Annotated in this window: 17 protein-coding genes; 11 read left to right on the top strand and 6 right to left on the bottom strand. The window is 70.5% G+C overall.

Annotated features, from left to right (window positions below; genetic code table 11):
* Positions 1 to 233 precede the first annotated feature (233 nt).
* From ASG74_RS00460 to ASG74_RS00440, 5 genes are read right to left on the bottom strand one after another with little or no spacing between them, the layout of a single operon-like run.
* Positions 234 to 659, bottom strand: coding sequence for a Fur family transcriptional regulator (locus tag ASG74_RS00460; RefSeq protein ID WP_056137842.1), 426 nt, complete (start codon positions 657 to 659; stop codon positions 234 to 236).
* Positions 656 to 1,660 carry a metal ABC transporter permease gene (locus ASG74_RS00455; RefSeq protein ID WP_056137840.1) on the bottom strand — a complete coding sequence of 335 codons (1,005 nt, stop codon included), beginning with the start codon at positions 1,658 to 1,660 and terminating at the stop codon, positions 656 to 658. Before ASG74_RS00455 ends, ASG74_RS00460 begins: the two co-directional genes overlap by 4 nt.
* On the bottom strand, positions 1,657 to 2,475 hold the full coding sequence (locus ASG74_RS00450; RefSeq protein WP_056137838.1) for a metal ABC transporter ATP-binding protein: 819 nt from the start codon (positions 2,473 to 2,475) through the stop codon (positions 1,657 to 1,659). The genes ASG74_RS00455 and ASG74_RS00450 overlap by 4 nt, the downstream gene beginning before the upstream one ends.
* Positions 2,466 to 3,398 (bottom strand): metal ABC transporter substrate-binding protein, encoded by a 933-nt coding sequence (locus tag ASG74_RS00445; RefSeq protein WP_056137836.1) that lies wholly within the window; start codon positions 3,396 to 3,398, stop codon positions 2,466 to 2,468. Before ASG74_RS00445 ends, ASG74_RS00450 begins: the two co-directional genes overlap by 10 nt.
* 44 nt (positions 3,399 to 3,442) lie before the next feature.
* The gene (locus tag ASG74_RS00440; RefSeq protein ID WP_056137835.1) at positions 3,443 to 3,724 is read right to left on the bottom strand and encodes a DUF6703 family protein; all 282 of its coding nucleotides are present in this window, start codon (positions 3,722 to 3,724) and stop codon (positions 3,443 to 3,445) included.
* A 120-nt stretch (positions 3,725 to 3,844) separates the two neighbouring features.
* Here ASG74_RS00440 and ASG74_RS00435 point away from each other — a divergent pair, with 120 nt between their 5' ends.
* From ASG74_RS00435 to ASG74_RS00415, 5 genes are all read left to right on the top strand, one after another.
* A complete protein-coding gene (locus tag ASG74_RS00435; protein WP_056137833.1) occupies positions 3,845 to 5,239 on the top strand; it encodes a glycine--tRNA ligase in 1,395 nt (464 codons plus the stop codon).
* Between the two features lie 22 nt (positions 5,240 to 5,261).
* Positions 5,262 to 6,122, top strand: coding sequence for a hypothetical protein (locus ASG74_RS00430; RefSeq protein ID WP_056137831.1), 861 nt, complete (start codon positions 5,262 to 5,264; stop codon positions 6,120 to 6,122).
* A gap of 138 nt (positions 6,123 to 6,260) precedes the next feature.
* Positions 6,261 to 7,358, top strand: coding sequence for an LLM class flavin-dependent oxidoreductase (locus ASG74_RS00425; RefSeq protein ID WP_056137829.1), 1,098 nt, complete (start codon positions 6,261 to 6,263; stop codon positions 7,356 to 7,358).
* A gap of 1 nt (position 7,359) precedes the next feature.
* The gene (locus tag ASG74_RS00420; protein WP_056137827.1) at positions 7,360 to 8,019 is read left to right on the top strand and encodes an FMN reductase; all 660 of its coding nucleotides are present in this window, start codon (positions 7,360 to 7,362) and stop codon (positions 8,017 to 8,019) included.
* 116 nt (positions 8,020 to 8,135) lie between these two features.
* Positions 8,136 to 9,815 (top strand): sigma factor-like helix-turn-helix DNA-binding protein, encoded by a 1,680-nt coding sequence (locus ASG74_RS00415; protein ID WP_056137825.1) that lies wholly within the window; start codon positions 8,136 to 8,138, stop codon positions 9,813 to 9,815.
* Here ASG74_RS00415 and ASG74_RS00410 read toward each other — a convergent pair.
* Complete coding sequence (locus ASG74_RS00410) at positions 9,771 to 10,631, bottom strand: sulfurtransferase (protein ID WP_056137822.1); 861 nt, start codon at positions 10,629 to 10,631, stop codon at positions 9,771 to 9,773. The genes ASG74_RS00415 and ASG74_RS00410 overlap by 45 nt on opposite strands.
* Before the next feature lie 34 nt (positions 10,632 to 10,665).
* Here ASG74_RS00410 and dusB point away from each other — a divergent pair, with 34 nt between their 5' ends.
* The 6 genes from dusB (at position 10,666) to ASG74_RS00380 (ending at position 18,090) form a co-directional block, all read left to right on the top strand.
* Positions 10,666 to 11,889: a tRNA dihydrouridine synthase DusB gene (gene dusB, locus ASG74_RS00405; RefSeq protein ID WP_056137820.1), complete on the top strand. Its 1,224-nt coding sequence runs from the start codon at positions 10,666 to 10,668 to the stop codon at positions 11,887 to 11,889.
* Between the two features lie 12 nt (positions 11,890 to 11,901).
* Positions 11,902 to 12,573, top strand: coding sequence for a YdeI/OmpD-associated family protein (locus ASG74_RS00400; RefSeq protein ID WP_082569432.1), 672 nt, complete (start codon positions 11,902 to 11,904; stop codon positions 12,571 to 12,573).
* 69 nt (positions 12,574 to 12,642) lie between these two features.
* Entirely contained in the window at positions 12,643 to 14,253 is a 1,611-nt protein-coding gene (locus tag ASG74_RS00395; RefSeq protein ID WP_156465228.1) for a N,N-dimethylformamidase beta subunit family domain-containing protein, read from the top strand.
* A 33-nt stretch (positions 14,254 to 14,286) separates the two neighbouring features.
* Complete coding sequence (locus ASG74_RS00390) at positions 14,287 to 15,513, top strand: deoxyguanosinetriphosphate triphosphohydrolase (protein ID WP_056137816.1); 1,227 nt, start codon at positions 14,287 to 14,289, stop codon at positions 15,511 to 15,513.
* A 91-nt stretch (positions 15,514 to 15,604) separates the two neighbouring features.
* On the top strand, positions 15,605 to 17,575 hold the full coding sequence (gene dnaG, locus ASG74_RS00385) for a DNA primase (RefSeq protein WP_056137814.1): 1,971 nt from the start codon (positions 15,605 to 15,607) through the stop codon (positions 17,573 to 17,575).
* A complete protein-coding gene (locus ASG74_RS00380) occupies positions 17,572 to 18,090 on the top strand; it encodes a hypothetical protein (protein ID WP_156465227.1) in 519 nt (172 codons plus the stop codon). The genes dnaG and ASG74_RS00380 overlap by 4 nt, the downstream gene beginning before the upstream one ends.
* Positions 18,091 to 18,162: the final 72 nt, after the last annotated feature.

The raw sequence follows: 18,162 nt of genomic DNA, 5'->3' as shown, positions 1-18,162 counted from the left end.
ACTCACTGGTTGCGCGTACGGCCAGCGGAGGGAGGCGGAGTGCACACAAGGTCTGGCCGAACGCGCAATCAGTGGTGCCCAGGGACTGGCCGAACGCGCAATCAGTGGTGCCCAGGGACTGGCCGAACGCGCAATCAGTGGTGCCCAGGGACTGGCCGAACGCGCAATCAGTGGTGCCCAAGGACTGGCCGAACGCGCAATGAGTGGTGCGGGGGGACTGGCCGAACGCGCAGTCAGTGGGAGGTGCAGGTGCCGAAGAGCTCGATGGTGTGGGTGACGTCGGCAAAGCCGTTCTGCCGCGCGACCTCGGCGGCCCACTTCTCGACGGTCGGGCCCTCGACCTCGACGGTGCGACCGCACTCGCGGCACACGAGGTGGTGGTGATGCGCCTGCGTCGCGCACGAGCGGAAGACGCTCTCGCCGTCGTCGGTGCGCAGGGCGTCGACGTCCCCGTCGGCGGCCATGGCCTGCAGGTTGCGATAGACGGTCGCGAGGCTCACCGAGTCTCCGCGCGACTGCAGCTTGGCGTGCAGCTCCTGCGCCGAGAGGAACTCGGAGGTCTCGGACATGAGCTCGGCCAGGGCCGCCCGCTGGCGGGTGGGTCGGCGGGAGGCGGTGGCGGCGGCGGCCGCGCTGGCCCGGCCGGACGGGCTGGTCATCGGGAGACCTCCTGGGTGTCCTGGGGGGCGGGATGAGCCTGCGCGTCGTGCTCGTCGTAATGGTCCGCGTGCGGCGCGTGCCGGTGGCCGTCGTGGAGGTAGTCGACGTGCCCCCCGTGGGGGATGGCCTGGTGGCCGCACACCGGGCCGTGCTCGTGCTCATGACGCTCCGCACGGTCGTGGGCGGCGCGGCGGGCGCGCGTCACCAGTCCACTGACGATGCTCACGACGAGGAAGGTCCCGATGGCGAGCAGCACGATCGTCCCGCCGGAAGGGGTCTCGGCATAGAACGAGGCGATGACGCCGCTCACGCTCGACGCGAGTCCGATGAGTGACGCCCACGCAAGCGAACTCCGGAAGCTGCGCGAGACGAGCTGCGCGGTGGCGTTGGGGATGATCATCAGCGCGGTGATGAGCAGCAGCCCCACCACCCGCATGGAGACGACGACCGTGACGGCGGTGAGGACCGACAGGGCGATGTTGTAGCCCATGACCGGCAGGCCGACGGCCCGTGCATACTCTTCGTCGTTGGCGACGGCGAAGAAACGATGCCGCAGGACCCACGTCACCCCCACGACGACGACGGCCAGGATCGCGAACACGACGATGTCGGTGCGGCTCGTCGTGAGGATCGCGCCGAAGAGGTAGCCCGTGAGGTTGGAGGAGGACGCCGTCGACTTCGAGATGAGGACGACGCCGAGGGCGATGCCGCCATAGAACATGACCGCCAGGGCGATGTCACCGCTCGTGCGACCCGTGGCACGGATGAGCTCGACGCCCACGGCGGCGGCCACGGCGGCGATGAGGGCGGTGAAGACGGGCATGGAACCGGTGAGGATCCCGACGGCCACCCCGGCGAGGGCGACGTGCCCGATGCCGTCGCCGATGAGTGACATGCGCCGCTGCACGAGGAATGCCCCGACGAGAGGTGCGGCCAGCCCGACGAGCACGGCTGCGATGAGCGCCTGGCGCATGAAGTCAAGTGCGAGGAGGTCGCTCATGACTGCGCCTCCCGTGACGGCAGCGTGTCGGTGACGATGGCGGCCAGTCCGTCGCTGCGCCCGACCGAGCCGGGTGAGCCGTGGTGGTGTCCGCCGCCGGGCTCGTGTCCTCGGTGGCCCAGCTGGTAGTCGGCGGGGGAGCCGTCGAAGTCCACGTGCCCTCCGTCCATGCAGACGATGCGGGTGACCACGTCGCGCAGGGCGGCCAGCTCGTGGGTGACGATGAGCATGGACGTCCCGCGCGCCGCGAGCGTGGCCAGGACCTGGGCGAGGATGCGCTGGTTGGCGATGTCGACGCCGGCCGTCGGCTCGTCCATGACGAGGACGTCGGGCTGGGCCGCGAGGGCCCGCGCGATGAGGACCCGCCGCTGCTGGCCGCCACTGAGTGCGGCGACGTCCTCACGCTCGCGGTCGCGCAGCCCGACGGCGTCGAGTGCCTCGTCGACCACGGCCGAGTCCGTGGCGTTGGCCGGCCGCCACCACGGCCGGAGGGGAAGTCGACCGATCTCCACGATCTCGCGCACCGTCGCTCGAACGGACGCCGAGAGCGAATGCCGCTGCGGCACATAGCCGATGCGCGGCTTGTCGTGGAACTGCTCAAGCGGGGTGCCGAAGAGGGCGACCTCCCCGCCGAGGTGCTCCGAGAGTCCGAGCAGGCCCTTGACCAGGGTCGTCTTGCCGGAGCCGTTGGGCCCGAGGAGGGCGATGACCTCGCCGGGTCCCTGCGACAGGGTGACGCCGTCGACGACCCGGCGCTCGGCGTAGCCGAAGGATGCCGAGTGCAGCGAGATCAACGGTGGGGCGTTCACGCGCATCCCTGTCCCTTCCTGAGGGTCGCGAGGTTGGAGCGCATCACCTCAAGGTAGTTCGTGCCGGCCGAGGCGTCACTCAGGCCTTCGATGGGGTCGAGCACCGCAACGCTCGCGTTGGTCTCCTTGGCGATGGTCTCGGTGAGGTCCTTGTTGGCGAGCGTCTCGGCATAGACCGTCGAGACCCCGTGCTCGCGCACGTGCTCGACGACCGACGTCATCGCCGCGGCGTTCGGCTCGGCGTCGGGGGAGAGGCCGGCAATACCTTCCTGGTGCAGGTCGTAGCGCTCGGCGAGGTAGGCGAAGGCCGCGTGCCCTGTCACGAGGTCGCGGTTGCTGCAGCTCTTGAGGCCGGCGGCGAACTCCTGGTCGAGCTCGGTGAGCTCAGCGACGAACGTCCGCGCGTTCTGTGCGTATGCCGTCGCGTTGGCCGGGTCGACCTTCGCCAGCTTCGTGGAGATCGAGGTGACAGCGCTTGCGTAGCGGGTGGGGTCGAGCCAGAAGTGCGGGTCGGGGCCCTCGTGGGCGTCGTTGCCTCCCGCGTGCTCGTGCCCGTCGTCGGTCGCCTGGATCGTCAGGTCCACGGCGGTGGACACGTCGAGCGCCCTGCCCGTGTCGACGTCGTCCACGGCTGAGTCGACCGCCGGCTGGAAGCCCTTCTCGTAGACGACGAGACCAGCGTCCCTGAGCCCGGCGACGTCCTTCGGGGTGAGCTCGACGTCGTGGGGCTCGGCGCCCGGCTTGGCCAGGGTGGTCACGGTGACGAGGGCACCTCCGACCCGCTCCACGGCATACGCCAAGGGGTAGAAGGCGGCCGTGACCGCCACGGTGTCACCGGTCTTCCCCGATGCGTCCGGCGACGAGCCGCATCCGCCCAGCGTCAGCAGGAGCGTGCTGGCGAGCGGCAGGGCGACGACAGAACGCTTCATGACAATCATTCTCAACTCAGTTGAGAATGGTTGTCAAACGCCGTTCAGCGGGGGAAGGCCTGGGTGACCGTGATGGCCGCGGCGATGGCGACGACGGCGAACCGCATGAGCCGCTCGGGGCCGGTGAGCCGGGGCCACCCGAGAAGGAGCAGCCAGAGCAGGAAGAGGGTCACGACCGCGAGGAGCACCCAGCCCCATCCCGGGATGACGATGCCGGCGATCATCAGTCCGAGGACGAGGAGGAACGGGACGACTCGGGGGAGCGCGGCCAGGGTCTGCAGGACCGGCGCGCTCGTGTTCTCAAGGGATTCGCGTAGGGGTGACACGAGCGAGGAGCCTACGCGAGCGCCCGGCACACCCTCGTGGTCGACCGGTCCGGACGAGGACTGCCGCCGCCCGACAAACCGGTGGCAGGGCGGCGCCGCACGGCCAGTAGCCTGTCGGCCATGGCCAAGGAGACTTCCACCGTCGATACCGTCGTCAACCTCTGCAAGCGCCGGGGCTTCGTGTTCCCCAGCGGAGAGATCTATGGCGGCACGCGTTCCGCGTGGGACTACGGACCCCTCGGCGTCGAGCTCAAGGAGAACATCCGCCGCCAGTGGTGGAAGTCCATGGTCATCGGCCGCGACGACGTCGTCGGCCTGGACTCCTCGATCATCCTCCCGCGCGAGACCTGGGTCGCCTCCGGCCACGTCGGCACCTTCACCGACCCGTTGACCGAGTGCCTCAGCTGCCACAAGCGCTTCCGCGTCGACCACATGCAGGAGGCCCTGGCCGCCAAGAAGGGCATCGAGGACCCGGACTCGATCGAGCTCACCGAGATCGCCTGTCCGAACTGCGGCACCCGCGGCCAGTGGACCGAGGCGCGCGAGTTCAACATGATGCTCAGGACCCACGTCGGCGTTCTCGAGGAGGAGTCGGGCCTGCACTACCTGCGACCCGAGACCGCGCAGGGCATCTTCGTCAACTTCCTCAACGTCATGCAGACCTCGCGCAAGAAGCCGCCGTTCGGCATAGCCCAGACCGGCAAGAGCTTCCGCAACGAGATCACGCCGGGCAACTTCATCTTCCGCACGCGCGAGTTCGAGCAGATGGAGATGGAGTTCTTCGTCAAGCCCGGTGACGACGAGGAGTGGCACAACTACTGGATCGAGGAGCGCACCCGCTGGTACGTCGACCTCGGCATCGACCCCAACAACCTGCGCCACTTCGAGCACCCCAAGGACAAGCTCAGCCACTACTCGACGCGCACCGTCGACATCGAGTACCGCTTCAACTTCGCCGGGAGCGAGTGGGGTGAGCTCGAGGGCATCGCCAACCGCACCGACTTCGACCTCACAACGCACACCAAGCACTCCGGGACCGACCTCGTCTACTTCGACCAGACGACCGGTGAGAAGTACACGCCCTACGTCATCGAGCCCGCGGCCGGTCTCTCGCGCAGTCTCATGACCTTCCTCGTCGACGCCTACTCCGAGGACGAGGCGCCCAACACCAAGGGCGGCGTGGACAAGCGGGTCGTGCTCCGGCTCGACCGTCGCCTCGCGCCCGTCAAGGCCGCAGTCCTCCCGCTGTCGCGCAACGCCGACCTCTCGCCCAAGGCCCGCGACCTCGCCGCGCAGCTGCGCCAGCACTGGAACGTCGACTTCGACGACGCCGGCGCGATCGGCAAGCGCTACCGCCGCCAGGACGAGATCGGCACGCCGTTCTGCATCACCGTCGACTTCGACACGCTCGAGGACCACGCCGTGACGATCCGTGAGCGCGACACGATGGTGCAGGAGCGGGTGGCGCTCGACCAGGTGGAGGGCTACCTCGCCCAGCGCCTTCTCGGCTGCTGATGGTGCGGGGCGTGGGTCTGCGGTGAGCGACACCGACCACGTCGTCGCCGCTGCCGCGGCGCAGCTGTATGCCGTCCCGCTGGCCGAGTTCGTCGCTTCCCGCAAGGTGTTGGCTGCCTCGGCGAAGGCCGACGGCGACGCCGCAGCGGCCAAGGAGATCCTCGCGCTGCGCAAGCCCACGGTCACGGCCTGGGCCATGAACCTCGCCTCGCGCGCGGACCCGGGCGTGATCCGCGACCTGGTCGGGCTCGGCGCCCGGATGAGAGCGGCCCAGGCGCGCCTGGACGCGAGCGTGCTCACCTCGGTGAGGGGCGAGCGCGACGCGACCCTGGCGGCATACGTCGAACACGTCGCGCAGGTCGCCACGACGGCAGGTGCCGCCCTGAGCGGGAGTGGGCGGGACGAGGTGCGGGCCTCCGCGATCGCGGCGCTCGCCGACGAGAGCGCGTCGCATGCCCTCGCGAGCGGGCAGCTGACCCGGGCGCTGAGCTACAGCGGGTTCGGCGAGGTCGACCTGTCCGGGGCGGTCGGGATCACGAGCTCTGGCTCGATCATGTCGGTGCTCAGGGGTGGCAAACCCGATGCCGACGTCGAGGCTGCGTCGGAGCGCGAGTCTGACGAGGAGGACGAGGAGGAGGATGACGAGGACGAGCTGACCGAGGAGGAGCTCGCAGCGGCCGTGGCTGCCGCCAAGGCGGCCAAGGCGGCGGCGAGGGCCCGTCGTGCGGCCGAGGCCGAGGTCACTGCCGCGGAGGCCGAGATGAAGGTCGCCCAAGGGAGGCTGGAGGAGGCCGAGGATGCGGCGCGCACGGCCCGCAAGGCGGTCGTGGCGGCCCAGAAGCGTCTCGACGCTGCGCGCACGCACCGTTCGGGCCTCGGGTGACGAGTCGCCGCGCCCAACGGTCGCGACTCGTCACGCAAACCCCGACCGATGGGGGGGCGAGGGACCCCGGGAATGTCCGGCCCCATACCCGTGTTTGGATAGATGAACATTCAACTACCTTGGCATGGAGGAACTGAGATGGAGTTCGGCATCTTCACCATCGGGGACGTCACCGTCGACCCGACCACGGGACGCGAGCCCACCGAGCACGAGCGCATCAAGGACACCGTCGCCATCGCCAAGAAGGCCGAAGAGGTCGGCCTCGACGTGTTCGCGACCGGTGAGCACCACAACCCGCCGTTCGCCGCGCCCGCGAACCCGACGGTGCTCCTCGCGCACATCGCCGCCCAGACCGAGCGCCTGCTGCTCTCGACGTCGACCACCCTCATCACGACGAACGACCCCGTGCGCATCGCCGAGGACTACGCCTACCTGCAGCACCTGTCGGACGGGCGCATGGACCTCATGATGGGCCGCGGCAACACCGGCCCCGTCTACCCGTGGTTCGGCAAGGACATCCGTGAGGGGCTCAACCTCGCGATCGAGAACTACGCGCTCCTGCACCGCCTCTGGCGCGAGGAGAACGTCACCTGGCAGGGCAAGTTCCGCACCCCGCTCCAGGGCTTCACGTCCTCGCCGCGCCCGCTCGACGGCATCGCGCCGTTCGTGTGGCACGGCTCGATCCGCAGCCCCGAGATCGCCGAGCAGGCCGCCTTCTACGGCGACGGGTTCTTCCACAACAACATCTTCTGGCCGCTGTCGCACACCAAGCAGATGGTCAACCTCTATCGCCGCCGCTACCAGCACCACGGTCATGGCAAGCACGACCAGGCGATCGTCGGCCTGGGTGGCCAGGTGTTCATGCGGGCCAACAGCCAGGACGCCGTGCGTGAGTTCCGCCCCTACTTCGACAACGCGCCGGTCTATGGCCACGGGCCCTCGCTCGAGGAGTTCGCGCGTGAGACACCGCTGACCGTCGGGTCGCCGCAGCAGGTCATCGAGCGCTACGCCACGATGGCTGACCACGTCGGGAACTACCAGCGTCAGCTGTTCCTCATCGACCACGCCGGGCTGCCCCTCAAGACCGTCCTCGAGCAGATCGAGATCCTCGGTGGCGAGGTCGTCCCCGAGCTCCGCAAGATCGCGGACGCACGCCGCCCCGCTCACGTGCCGGCCACGGCACCCCGCCACGCCGAGCGCCTCCGGGCTCTCGACGGAACCCCAGTGGAGGTCTGACATGACCCGGCGCATCGTCGCCGTGAGCGCCGGCCTGTCCGAGCCCAGCTCGACGCGCATGCTCACCGACAGCCTTCTCCAAGCGGTCGAGCGCCACGTCAGCGCCCATGGTGAGGACATGACCGCCGAGGTCGTCGAGCTGCGTCCCCTGGCGCGGCTCATCGCCGACCAGATGCTCACCCGCTTCCCCAGCGGTGAGCTCACCGCGGCGATCGAGAAGGTGCTCGGTGCCGATGCGCTCATCGCCGTGTCACCGGTGTTCTCGGGGTCCTACAGCGGACTGTTCAAGAGCTTCTTCGACAACCTCGACACCAACGCGCTCGACGGCAAGCCGGTGCTCATTGGTGCGACGGGTGGGTCCGCCCGGCACTCGCTCATGCTCGAGCACGCCATGCGTCCGCTCTTCAGCTACCTGCACGCGTCGGTCGTCCCCACCGGCGTCATGGCGGCCACCGACGACTTCGGCACCACGGGCCTGGACCGCCGCGTGGACCGGGCCGCGGCCGAGCTGGTGCGGACGATGCTTGGTGCCACTGCGGGTGCCGGGTCCAACCACTCGGGCTTCCTGCCGGCCAACGACGAGCAGCGCGAGGCGGGGTTCACCGACCGCTTCGACGAGGTGCCCGACTTCGCCGACCTGCTCCGTCGCGTCACCGACTGAACGCCTGACCGACCTCCCGCCGAACCACCGACTTCGTGCCCTTCTGGGACCCGCCTCGCTGGGCTCGTCCTGTCCAGAAGGAGCACGAAGTTGCGTCGGGGGCCGAGACTGGGGGAGTGAGGCGGTTCCCGGAGAGACGGAACGGCGAGATCGAGGACGACTTCGCCGAGTTCGTGCGCGCCCGCCAGCACCAGCTGCTGCGTGCCGCCCGCCTCGTCTGCGGCAACGAGCGCGCTGCCGCCGGGGTGACCCTGGACGGGTTCGAGGTCCTGGCGCTGCACTGGCGACGGGTCAAGGACGACTCCCCGGACACCGACGTGCGCTCGACCCTCTATCGACGTGCGATGTCGGTGCGGCCCAGCGGTCCTCATGACGTGCAGGCCCTCGACAGGCTCACTCCCAAGCAGCGCGCGGTCACCGTCCTGCTCCACTATGAGCACCGCAGCGAGCACGAGACCGCTGAGGTCCTCGGGCTCTCGCTCGGCGCTGTGCGCAGCCAGTCGCGCATGGGTGACGGCCTCGACGGGTTGCTCCGGGACCTGGCCGAACCCGTGAGCGAGATCGACTTCGTCGAGGCGGCCAAGGCCGGTGGGCGGTCGCGTCGTCGTCACCGCCGGCGCGCGGGAGCCGGTGTCCTCGCAGCGGCGGTGCTGGTGGCCGGCGCGTTCTCCCTGTTCCCGTCGCAGGCCTCGCAGGACCGGGCCACGCCGGGGCCGAGCCGCCCCAGCTCGAGCTCGACCGACCCGGACTGGAATCCCCGGAGCTTCGACGTGGGCGACGTGCGCACACAGGTGGGACCGCAGCGGCCACAGGTGTGGCGCCTGCCCGAGATCGACGACCTCACGCGCAACCAGCTCGCCCTGCCCAGGGTTCTCGACTTCTCGCCGGACGTCGCCATGCCACGGCTCAGCGACGTCGGCGGTGACAGCGCACCCGTGAGAGCCGTCCTGCTGCGGCGCGCGCCTGACGGCTTCTTCCCGGTGCTCGTGCGCCCCACCATCACGGACGGCCCGTTCGTCCTCGTCGACACGATCCCGCTCGCGGCCAACCTCGATGTGGACGGCAACAGCAGCGAACCCCTCGAGGTCACCGCGGTCGCCGACGACCGACGGCAGGTGATGTTCCTCCAGCGAGGCAAGGTCCTCGTGCTCGACGCCTTCACGGGGGAGCTCACGACCATCCCGGTCGGCGACAACTACCTCGAGGGCGGCGGCTGGACACCGGGTGGGGCCGACCTCATCGTGTGGTCCCAGAAGAAGGTCTGGCGCGTCACCCCGGCGACGGGCGCGGTGCATCCGGTGGCGGCCGGCTCCTACCCGGGGCGTCGCCTCATCCAGGCGCAGGCCGGCACCGCGATGCGCATCCTCGACTTCGACGACAAGGGCTCCAACGTCGGGTCCTCCAGCGGTCCCCAGGTCCTCTCCGGACTGTGGGGCTCCAGCATCTCCAACAGCACCGGCCGGGTGGCCACCGGAGTGCTCCTCGACGACGTGGCCACCCAGCAGGTCGCCCGTGACCGGGGTGGCTCGCCTCTGCAGGGCGTGTTCACCATCGATGTCGCGCAGCCGGGTTCACCGCGGATGCTCGTCGCGCCCGGAGGGGAGGGGGAGTCGCTGGGATGCTGCGAGGTGCTCGGCTGGGCCTTCGACGACCAGGTCCTCCTCCGGTGGGACGGCAGCCAGCTTCTCGCCTGGAACGTGCAGACGGGCGTTCTGTCCCGGGTGTCGTCCCTGCCCGACCCACCAGAGGGCTCACCCGTGGGCAGAGCCGGGCTGACGGTTGCCCTCGCGCCCTGACCCGGTCTCGACCGGGCGCTCCGGGTCGGTGATCCAGTGGCTCCAGGAGCCGACGTAGGGCGTTGCCTCGAAGCCGACCAGGTGCAGGGCAAGCGCCGTGTGGGCGGCGGTGACGCCCGATCCGCACGAGGTGCCCATCTCGACTGAGCTCCCTGCTCCCAGCCCCGCGAAGTAGTCGCGCAGCTCGCGCACCGGACGGAACCGTCCGTCACCCTGGAGCTGCTCGGCCATGGGGGCGTTGCGCGCTCCCGGAATGTGGCCCGCCACGGTGTCGATCGGTTCGGTCTCGCCCCGGAAGCGCTCCCCCGCACGGGAGTCGAGGAGTATGCCGTCGCGCGCGACCCGCGCCGCTCCCTCGGCGTCGAGGACCGGCACCGAACCCGGGCGCACGGTCACGTCCCCGGTCGCGGGCGTCGGCACCTCTGTCGTCACCTCAAGGCCCGCGGACTGCCATGCGGCGAGCCCACCGTCGAGGACTCGCACGTCGGACAACCCGGCCCACCGCAGCACCCACCAGGCACGGGCCGCGGCCAAGGACGTCTGCTGGTCATAGACGACGACGGTCTCGCCCTCCCGCACGCCGACCGCCCGCAGACCCTCCTCGAGCACGTGCGGCTCGGGCAGCGGGTGCCGGCCGCCGGCCCCGGGCGGGCCCGCCAGAACCGCGTCGAGGTCGAGGTGCGGTGCGCCGGCGAGGTGCGCCGCGGCATACAGGGCTGGTCCGTCGCCGCCGAGCGTGTACTGGACGTCCAGCACGCGCACGGTGCCCGCCTCGATGGCTGCGGCGAGCTCGGCAGGAGTCATGAGCGTGGACATGCACCCCAGTCAACCAGTGAGAGACTGGGGCGTCATGAGTGCTGAAGTCATCGAGTCACGGGCCACCGCCACGCCGGTCCTGCCACCCCTGCAGATCGGGCGTCACACCATCGAGTCGCCGGTCGTGCTGGCCCCGATGGCTGGCATCACCAACCGGGCCTTCCGTCGCCTGTGCCGCGAGTACGGCTCCGCCGGGTCGCAGGCCGGTGGCGCGAACGGTGCGTCGAGCCTCTACGTCAACGAGATGGTGACGTCCCGCGCCCTCGTCGAGCGCACCCCCGAGACGATGCGCCTCATCAGCCACGGGCCCGAGGAGCACCCCCGGTCGGTGCAGCTGTACTCCGTCGACCCGGTCACGGCGGGTCTCGCCGCGCGCATGCTCGTCACCGAGGACCGGGCCGACCACATCGACCTCAACTTCGGCTGCCCCGTGCCCAAGGTGACCCGCAAGGGCGGGGGAGCGGCTCTGCCGTGGAAGACCGAGCTCTTCCGCGGGATCGTCAGCGCGGTCGTGCGCGAGGCCCACCCCTACAACGTCCCGGTCACGGTCAAGATGCGCATCGGCATCGACGCCGAGCACACCACCTACCTCGATGCCGGGCGCATCGCCGAGGGCGAGGGCGCAGCAGCCGTCGCGCTGCACGGGCGGACCGCCTCACAGGCCTACTCCGGCCAGGCCGACTGGTCGGCCATCGCGCGCCTCAAGGAGGCGGTCACCACCGTCCCCGTCCTGGGCAACGGCGACATCTGGTCCGCGGAGGACGCGCTGGAGATGGTGCGCCGGACCGGTTGCGACGGGGTCGTCGTCGGCCGGGGCTGCCTCGGGCGTCCGTGGCTCTTCACCGACCTCGCGGCCGCGTTCGCCGGCACGACGTCGCGGGTCCAGCCCGGGCTGCGAGAGGTGACGGACACGCTGCGTCGGCACACGGCATACCTCGTCGACTTCTATGACGGGGACGAGCTGCGCGCCTGCCGCGACATCCGCAAGCACATCGCCTGGTACCTCAAGGGCTTCCCGGCCGGCTCCACGGTCCGCAACCAGCTCGCCCTCGTCGACAGCCTTCAGGCGCTCGACGACCTCATCGGCACGATGGACCTGCAAGCGCCCTGGCCCGGCGACCCGGCAGAGGGCCAGCGCGGCCGGGCAGGCTCGCCCCGCGTCGTGGCGCTGCCCGAGAACTGGCTCAGCTCCCGTGAGCTCAACGAGGCCCAGCGCGCCCAGATCGCGCAGGCGGAGCTCTCTGTCTCAGGTGGCTGACAGACTGCCGGCATGACCCAGATCGGTATGCCGGGTGGCTCGGTTGAGCGTCCCGCGATCTTCTTCCGCGATGCCGCGCAGTTCCGGGCGTGGCTCGAGGCGAACTCCGACACCGCCACCGAGCTGTGGATGGGCCTGGAGAAGAAGCACGTGGCCGACCGCGGTCTCACGTGGGATGACGCGGTTCCCGAAGCCCTGTGCTTCGGCTGGATCGACAGCGTCTCCCAGCGCATCGACGAGGACACCCGTCGCCAGCGGTGGACGCCGCGCAAGTCCTCGAGCATCTGGAGCGCGGTCAACATCGCCCACGTCGAGCGGCTCCTGGCCGAGGGCAGGATGCAGCCGGCGGGCATCGCGGCCTACGAGCGGCGCAGGCCCGAGCGCAGCGGGATCTATGCCTACGAGGCCGGGCGGGAGCTCGGCGAGGTGCAGCGCGCGCAGCTCCTCGCCGACCCGGCGGTGGCCGCGTTCTGGGAGGTCGCCTCGCCGTCCTACCGCAAGGTCGCCGAGAACTGGGTGGTGACCGCAAAGCGCGAGGAGACACGCGAGAAGCGCCTCCTCCAGCTCATCGACGACAGCGCCCACGGCCGGCTCATCCCGAGCCAGCGCTACGGCAAGCAACCCGGGTGGGTGGCGCGGGCTGCCGCAGCGGCGGCGGAGGCGGCCGCGCACCGAGACGACTGACAGCCCCACTGGGCAGCGACGAGTCGGGTGGTCAGCCCCTGCGGGCCGCCTGCCGTTAGGGTCTTCGCCGTGACTTCTGCTCCCCGTGAACCCAAGGTCTCCCGCCGCATGGTGCTGGGTGCGATCCCCCTTCTCGGCGGTTGCTCGATCGCGCAGGACCGGTCGCCGTCGGCCCCGTCCTCGGCGGGGCCCGGCACTGCGCAGCCCCAGGTGACGCCCACGAGGGACCCCGCCTGGGTGCGCACCGAGAACGAGCGGCCCGGGGACCGCAGGTGGCGGCTGGAGAAGGTGGCTCGCAACGGGGAGCTCGGCGCCTTCTGCGACCGCGTCAGCGTGCTGCCGGGGGAGAGTGTCGGGTTGCGCGTGTCCTCCGGGCTCGGAGCGGTGACCATCTCGGCGCACCGCCTGGGGTGGTACGCGGGTTCGCGGGCACGCGAGGTGTGGCGCTCGCCGCAGCCCGTCGCGGCGTCGAAGCAGCCCAAGTCGGTCAAGGACCGCTTCGATGTCGTCGAGACGCACTGGGCAGAGACGCTGAAGGTGGACACGACGGGCTGGCCGGAGGGCAGCTACGTCTTCAAGATCGCCGCCCGCGGCAAGTCCTGCTGGACGCCGCTCACCGTGCGTACTGCCGATCCCAAGGGTCGACTCGTCCTCGTCAACGCGGTCACGACATGGCAGGCCTACAACCAGTGGGGTGGGCACTCGCTCTACAAGGGCCCGGACGGCTCCTTCGGGACGCGCTCGAGGGGCGTGAGCTTCGACCGGCCCTACAACTCCAACGGGGCAAGTCGACTGATGCGTGAGGAGGCGCCGACGATTGCCCTCGCGGAGAGCCTTGGCCTCGACCTGGCGTACACCACCTCCGTCGACGTCCACGCGGACCCGGCCTCGGTCCTCGGCGCCAGTGGCATCGTCACGCTGGGCCACGACGAGTACTGGACCGTGCCGACGAGGCGGGCGATGGAGCAGGCTCGGGACGCCGGCAGCAACCTCGCCTTCCTCGGCGCCAACGCGTGCTACTGGCGGGTCCGCATGGAGGACAGCGAGCTGGGTCGCCATCGGCGGGTCGTCTGTTTCAAGTCAGCGGCCGAGGATCCGAAGAAGGGTGCGGAGGACACCACGGACCTGTGGCGGCGCCGGCCGGACGCCGACCCGGAGAACACCCTGACCGGCATGCTCTACGAGGCATTCCCGGCGCAGGGCTCCATGGTCGTGCACGACGAGAGCCATTTCCTGCTTGAGGGCACGGGCGCCAAGGCCGGTGACCGGTTCCCCGGACTTGTCGGGATCGAGATCGACCGTGCCTATCCCGTGCCGGGAACTCCCGAGAGCCTGCAGGTGGTCATGCACTCACCGGTGGCGGCTCCGGGCGGGCGAGGGACGACACATTCGGACCTCACCTACTACACGGCCAGCTCGGGGGCTGGCGTGGTCTCGACCGGCAGCATGGTGTTCTCGAGGTGCTTCAACGGACCCATGGCCGAGCACGGCATCACCGCCGACAGCGTGGCCTTCGCCCGCGCCCTGACGACGACGCTGCTCACTGAGATGGCCAAGGGCCCGTTGGGCAGGCGCCACCCGGCCAAGCCCAACCTGGCGGAGCTGCACGCTTCGAGGAACACCAGCACCGGCACCGGGTTCGCCGTGGACTGGGACCACCTCGTCGCAGCCCGCACCTGAGCGACGACGGCCCGCACCCGTAGGGTCGGTTCCGTGACGTACACCGCGGGTGATCGCGAACGCTGGGTGGCCGAGGACCCGGCACAGAAGCGTGCCGACCGTGACGACTTCGCCCGCGACCGCGCGCGACTCGTCCACTCTGCGTCGCTGCGCCGCCTGTCGGCCAAGACTCAGGTCCTCCAGCCGGGCAGCGACGACTTCATCCGCAACCGGCTCACCCACAGCCTCGAGGTCGCCCAGATCGGTCGCGAGTTCGGAGCGGCCCTGGGCTGTGACGCTGACGTGGTCGACACGGCCTGCCTGGCCCACGACCTCGGCCACCCGCCGTTCGGCCACAACGGAGAGACCGCCCTCAACGCCATCGCCGCCGAGATCGGTGGCTTCGAGGGCAACGCCCAGACCCTGCGCATCCTCACCCGGCTCGAGCCGAAGCGCTTCCACGCGGACGGGCGTCCGGCCGGCCTGAACCTCACGCGCGCGTCCCTGGACGCGACCACGAAGTACCCATGGGCCCGTGGTGAGTCACCTTCTCCCACACCCAAGTTCGGTGTGTATGCCGCTGACCTCCCGGTTTTCGAGTGGTTCCGTGCGCGTGTCCCGACGAGCGAGCGGGCCTTCGAGGCCGAGGTCATGGACTGGTCCGACGACGTCGCCTACTCGGTGCACGACGTCGAGGACGCCATCGCCTCCGGCCGCCTCGACCCGCGCCTGCTGCGCGACGGCAGTGATGTCGACATGGTGCTGGACGTCGCGACGAGGTCCTATGCCACGGACCTCTCCCGCGACGACCTGGGTGCGGCGCTGGAACGCATCGTGGCCACGGGCGCCCTGCCCACGGCATACGCAGGCACGCGTGCCGACCTCGCCGGCCTCAAGGACATGACCTCGCGCCTCATCGGACGCTTCGTGCAGGCCGTCGAGACGGCAACCCGTGAGCGTCACGGCTGGGGCGACCTCGTGCGGCACGAGGCCGACCTCGTCGTGCCCGACGGGACGCGGGCCGAGTGCGCTGTCCTCAAGGCCACTGCGGCGCACTTCGTGATGAATGCCGTCGAGCGCGTCGAGCTCATGGCGGGGGAGCGCGAGATCATCGCCGACCTCGTCGCGGCCTACCGTGCGGAACCGACCCGTCTCGACCCCGAGCTGCGCGCCGACCACGACGCCGCCACCAATGACGACGAGGCCCTGCGCGTCGTCGTCGACCAGGTCGCCTCCCTCACGGACGTGCGAGCCCTCCAGCTGCACCGCCTCTGGTCCTGACCCCTTGGGGACGGGGTCGGACCCGAGAAGTGCTGGCGCGGCATACTGAACGCTCACACGTCGAGAGCGGACGAGGACGAGAGGAGCGAGCGTGGCGGGCCGGATCAACGCTGACGACATCCAGTCCGTCAAGGAACGCTCCTCGATCGAGGACGTCGTGCGCGACCACGTGACGCTGCGGCCCGGTGGTGTCGGCTCGCTCAAGGGCCTGTGCCCGTTCCACGACGAGAAGACCCCGTCGTTCACCGTGCGCCCGGCCGTGGGGGCCTACCACTGCTTCGGCTGCGGCGAGGGGGGCGACGTCATCTCCTTCGTGCAGAAGGTCGAGCACCTGACCTTCTCCGAGTCCGTCGAGCGGCTCGCCGCCAAGATCGGCATGGAGCTGCGCTACGACGAGGGTGGGGGGCCGCGCGAGGGCGGCATCGGGCGTCGGTCGAGGCTCATCGAGGCGCACCGCGTCGCCGAGGAGTTCTATGCCGCGTCGCTCGTGGACCGTCCCGATGCCCGACCGGCGCGCGACTTCATCCGGGACCGCGGGTTCAACCGGGTCATCGCCGAGCAGTTCGGCATGGGCTTCGCCCCGCGAGGTGGCGAGGACCTCACGCGTCACCTGCGTGAGAAGGGCTTCAGCGAGGACGAGATGGTCACCGCCGGCCTCTCCGGGCGGGGGAGCCGCGGGCTCTACGACCGGTTCCGTGGGCGGCTCGTCTGGCCGATCCGTGACGTCACCGGTGACACCGTCGGCTTCGGTGCGCGCCGGCTCCTGGATGACGACCGCATCGCCGCGAAGTACCTCAACACCTCCGAGACCCCCATCTACAAGAAGTCGCTCGTCCTCTACGGCCTCGACGTCGCCAAGAAGTCCATCGCGGCGGACCGTCAGGCCGTGGTCGTCGAGGGCTACACCGACGTCATGGCGGCCCACCTGTCCGGGGTGACCGGCGCCGTCGCGACCTGCGGCACGGCGTTCGGCATCGACCACATCAAGATCCTCCGGCGCATCATGCGCGACGAGGCCGACGGCGCCCCCGCCAAGGTGATCTTCACCTTCGACGGCGACGCGGCCGGACAGAAGGCCGCGATGAAGGCCTTCGGCGAGGACCAGCGCTGGGCGTCGCAGTCGTTCGTCGCCGTGGCTCCGGACGGCATGGATCCCTGCGACCTGCGCCTCGCGCGCGGTGACGAGGCGGTCAAGGCTCTCGTGGAGGACGCCGTCCCGATGTTCGAGTTCGCGGTGCGCACGACGATGAAGCGCTTCGACCTCGAGACGCCCGAAGGACGCGTGCAGGCGATGCGTGCGGTGGCGCCGATCATCAACTCGATCCGTGACTCCTCACTGCGCCCCGAGTACATGCGCAGCGTGGCCGGCATGCTCGGCCTCGAGGTGGAGCAGGTGCTCAGCGAGGTGCAGCGCGCGGGGCGGATCAAGGCTCGCGAGGGTGCTGACGGCGGCTCGGGTTCCGGGCCCGGCTCGGGTACCGCGCGGCCGGGTGAACGGGTCCCCGCCTCCACCGACGACGTCCCGGAGCCCAACGCCCATGAGGGCGGCTTTGCGCTGCCTCCTCCCAACCTGCGCGACCCCGTCGTCAACAACGAGCGCCAGCTGCTCCAGGCCCTCCTGCAGTACCCCACGCGCTTCACCACGGAGACCATCGACGCCATCCCACCGGTGGCCTTCACCGCCCCCGCGCACGCGGCCATCTTCGACGGCGTGCGGACCGTCGCCGGACGCGCCTCGCAGCTGTCCACGGCGGGGTGGGCGGCGGCGGTCACCGACGCTGCCCCCCTCGCCGTGCGCGGGCTGCTCGCCGAGCTGTCCGTCGCACCGCTGCCCACGCGCGTGGACGCGACGACCGGCCTGCCGCCCCAGCGCTACCTGGAGTCGCTCGTCATCGGCGTCCACGACTCCGGCCTCAGCCGCCAGATCGCCGACGAGACCGCCGCCATCCGCCGGCTGCAGAACTCACCCGAGCCCGACCAAGAGGCCCTGCGTGCCCGCTCCCGACGACTCATCGAGCTCGAGATGAACCGCGCCCGCCTGCGCGACCGGCTCACCTCATGAGGCTGCCCCGGCTCGGACGTCGCGGCCCAGAGGTCCCGGCGGAGGCACAGGCTGCGTTGGGCGAGCGAGCCACGGACGTCCTGTCCGCCACACGGGACGCCCGCTCCACGGCATACCTCCTCGCGACCAAGACGCACGTGTATGCCGTCCGCGACGGTTCCGTGGTCCTCGACCGTCCGTGGCACATGGTCGACCAGGGGAGCTGGGTGGACGAGTCCGCCCGGCTCACCGTGACGTGGGTGGACAGGGCTCCGGCCTCGGTGTGGGAGCTCCACGAGCCGGGGACGTTCCCGCAGGTCCTGCGTGAGCGAGTCCAGGCCACGGTGGTGCTCTCCGACGAGGTCGACCTCGGGGCGAAGCGGCGAGCTCGGGTCGTCGTCCGCAGGGACCTCGCCACCGGCGCCCTCATGAGCCAGACGATCCTGGGACGCGGCGTGCGGTCCTCCGACCCGGGCGTGCGCGAGCAGACGCGTCTCGCTCTCGACCGGCTGCGCGAGCAGGTCGGGCTCGACTGAGATGGGTGCCGACGGCGCGTCTGTCGGGGGCGTTTTCGTGACTGGGCCCACCCTTTGCTAGGGTTGCGCAGC

It is taken from the genome of Knoellia sp. Soil729 (assembly GCF_001427985.1).
Taxonomy (GTDB): Bacteria; Actinomycetota; Actinomycetes; order Actinomycetales; family Dermatophilaceae; genus Knoellia.
The sequence above is the reverse complement of the archived record's forward strand: the minus strand, read 5'-3'. Positions and strand labels throughout refer to the sequence as shown.

What these genes read in the sequence shown, in the direction of transcription:
- ASG74_RS00460 (WP_056137842.1), bottom strand. Translation starts at nt 659, where the DNA reads ATGACCAGCCCGTCCGGCCGGGCCAGCGCGGCCGCCGCCGCCACCGCC.
- ASG74_RS00455 (WP_056137840.1), bottom strand. Translation starts at nt 1,660, where the DNA reads ATGAGCGACCTCCTCGCACTTGACTTCATGCGCCAGGCGCTCATCGCA.
- ASG74_RS00450 (WP_056137838.1), bottom strand. Translation starts at nt 2,475, where the DNA reads ATGCGCGTGAACGCCCCACCGTTGATCTCGCTGCACTCGGCATCCTTC.
- ASG74_RS00445 (WP_056137836.1), bottom strand. Translation starts at nt 3,398, where the DNA reads ATGAAGCGTTCTGTCGTCGCCCTGCCGCTCGCCAGCACGCTCCTGCTG.
- ASG74_RS00435 (WP_056137833.1), top strand. Translation starts at nt 3,845, where the DNA reads ATGGCCAAGGAGACTTCCACCGTCGATACCGTCGTCAACCTCTGCAAG.
- ASG74_RS00425 (WP_056137829.1), top strand. Translation starts at nt 6,261, where the DNA reads ATGGAGTTCGGCATCTTCACCATCGGGGACGTCACCGTCGACCCGACC.
- ASG74_RS00420 (WP_056137827.1), top strand. Translation starts at nt 7,360, where the DNA reads ATGACCCGGCGCATCGTCGCCGTGAGCGCCGGCCTGTCCGAGCCCAGC.
- ASG74_RS00410 (WP_056137822.1), bottom strand. Translation starts at nt 10,631, where the DNA reads ATGTCCACGCTCATGACTCCTGCCGAGCTCGCCGCAGCCATCGAGGCG.
- dusB (WP_056137820.1), top strand. Translation starts at nt 10,666, where the DNA reads ATGAGTGCTGAAGTCATCGAGTCACGGGCCACCGCCACGCCGGTCCTG.
- ASG74_RS00400 (WP_082569432.1), top strand. Translation starts at nt 11,902, where the DNA reads ATGACCCAGATCGGTATGCCGGGTGGCTCGGTTGAGCGTCCCGCGATC.
- ASG74_RS00380 (WP_156465227.1), top strand. Translation starts at nt 17,572, where the DNA reads ATGAGGCTGCCCCGGCTCGGACGTCGCGGCCCAGAGGTCCCGGCGGAG.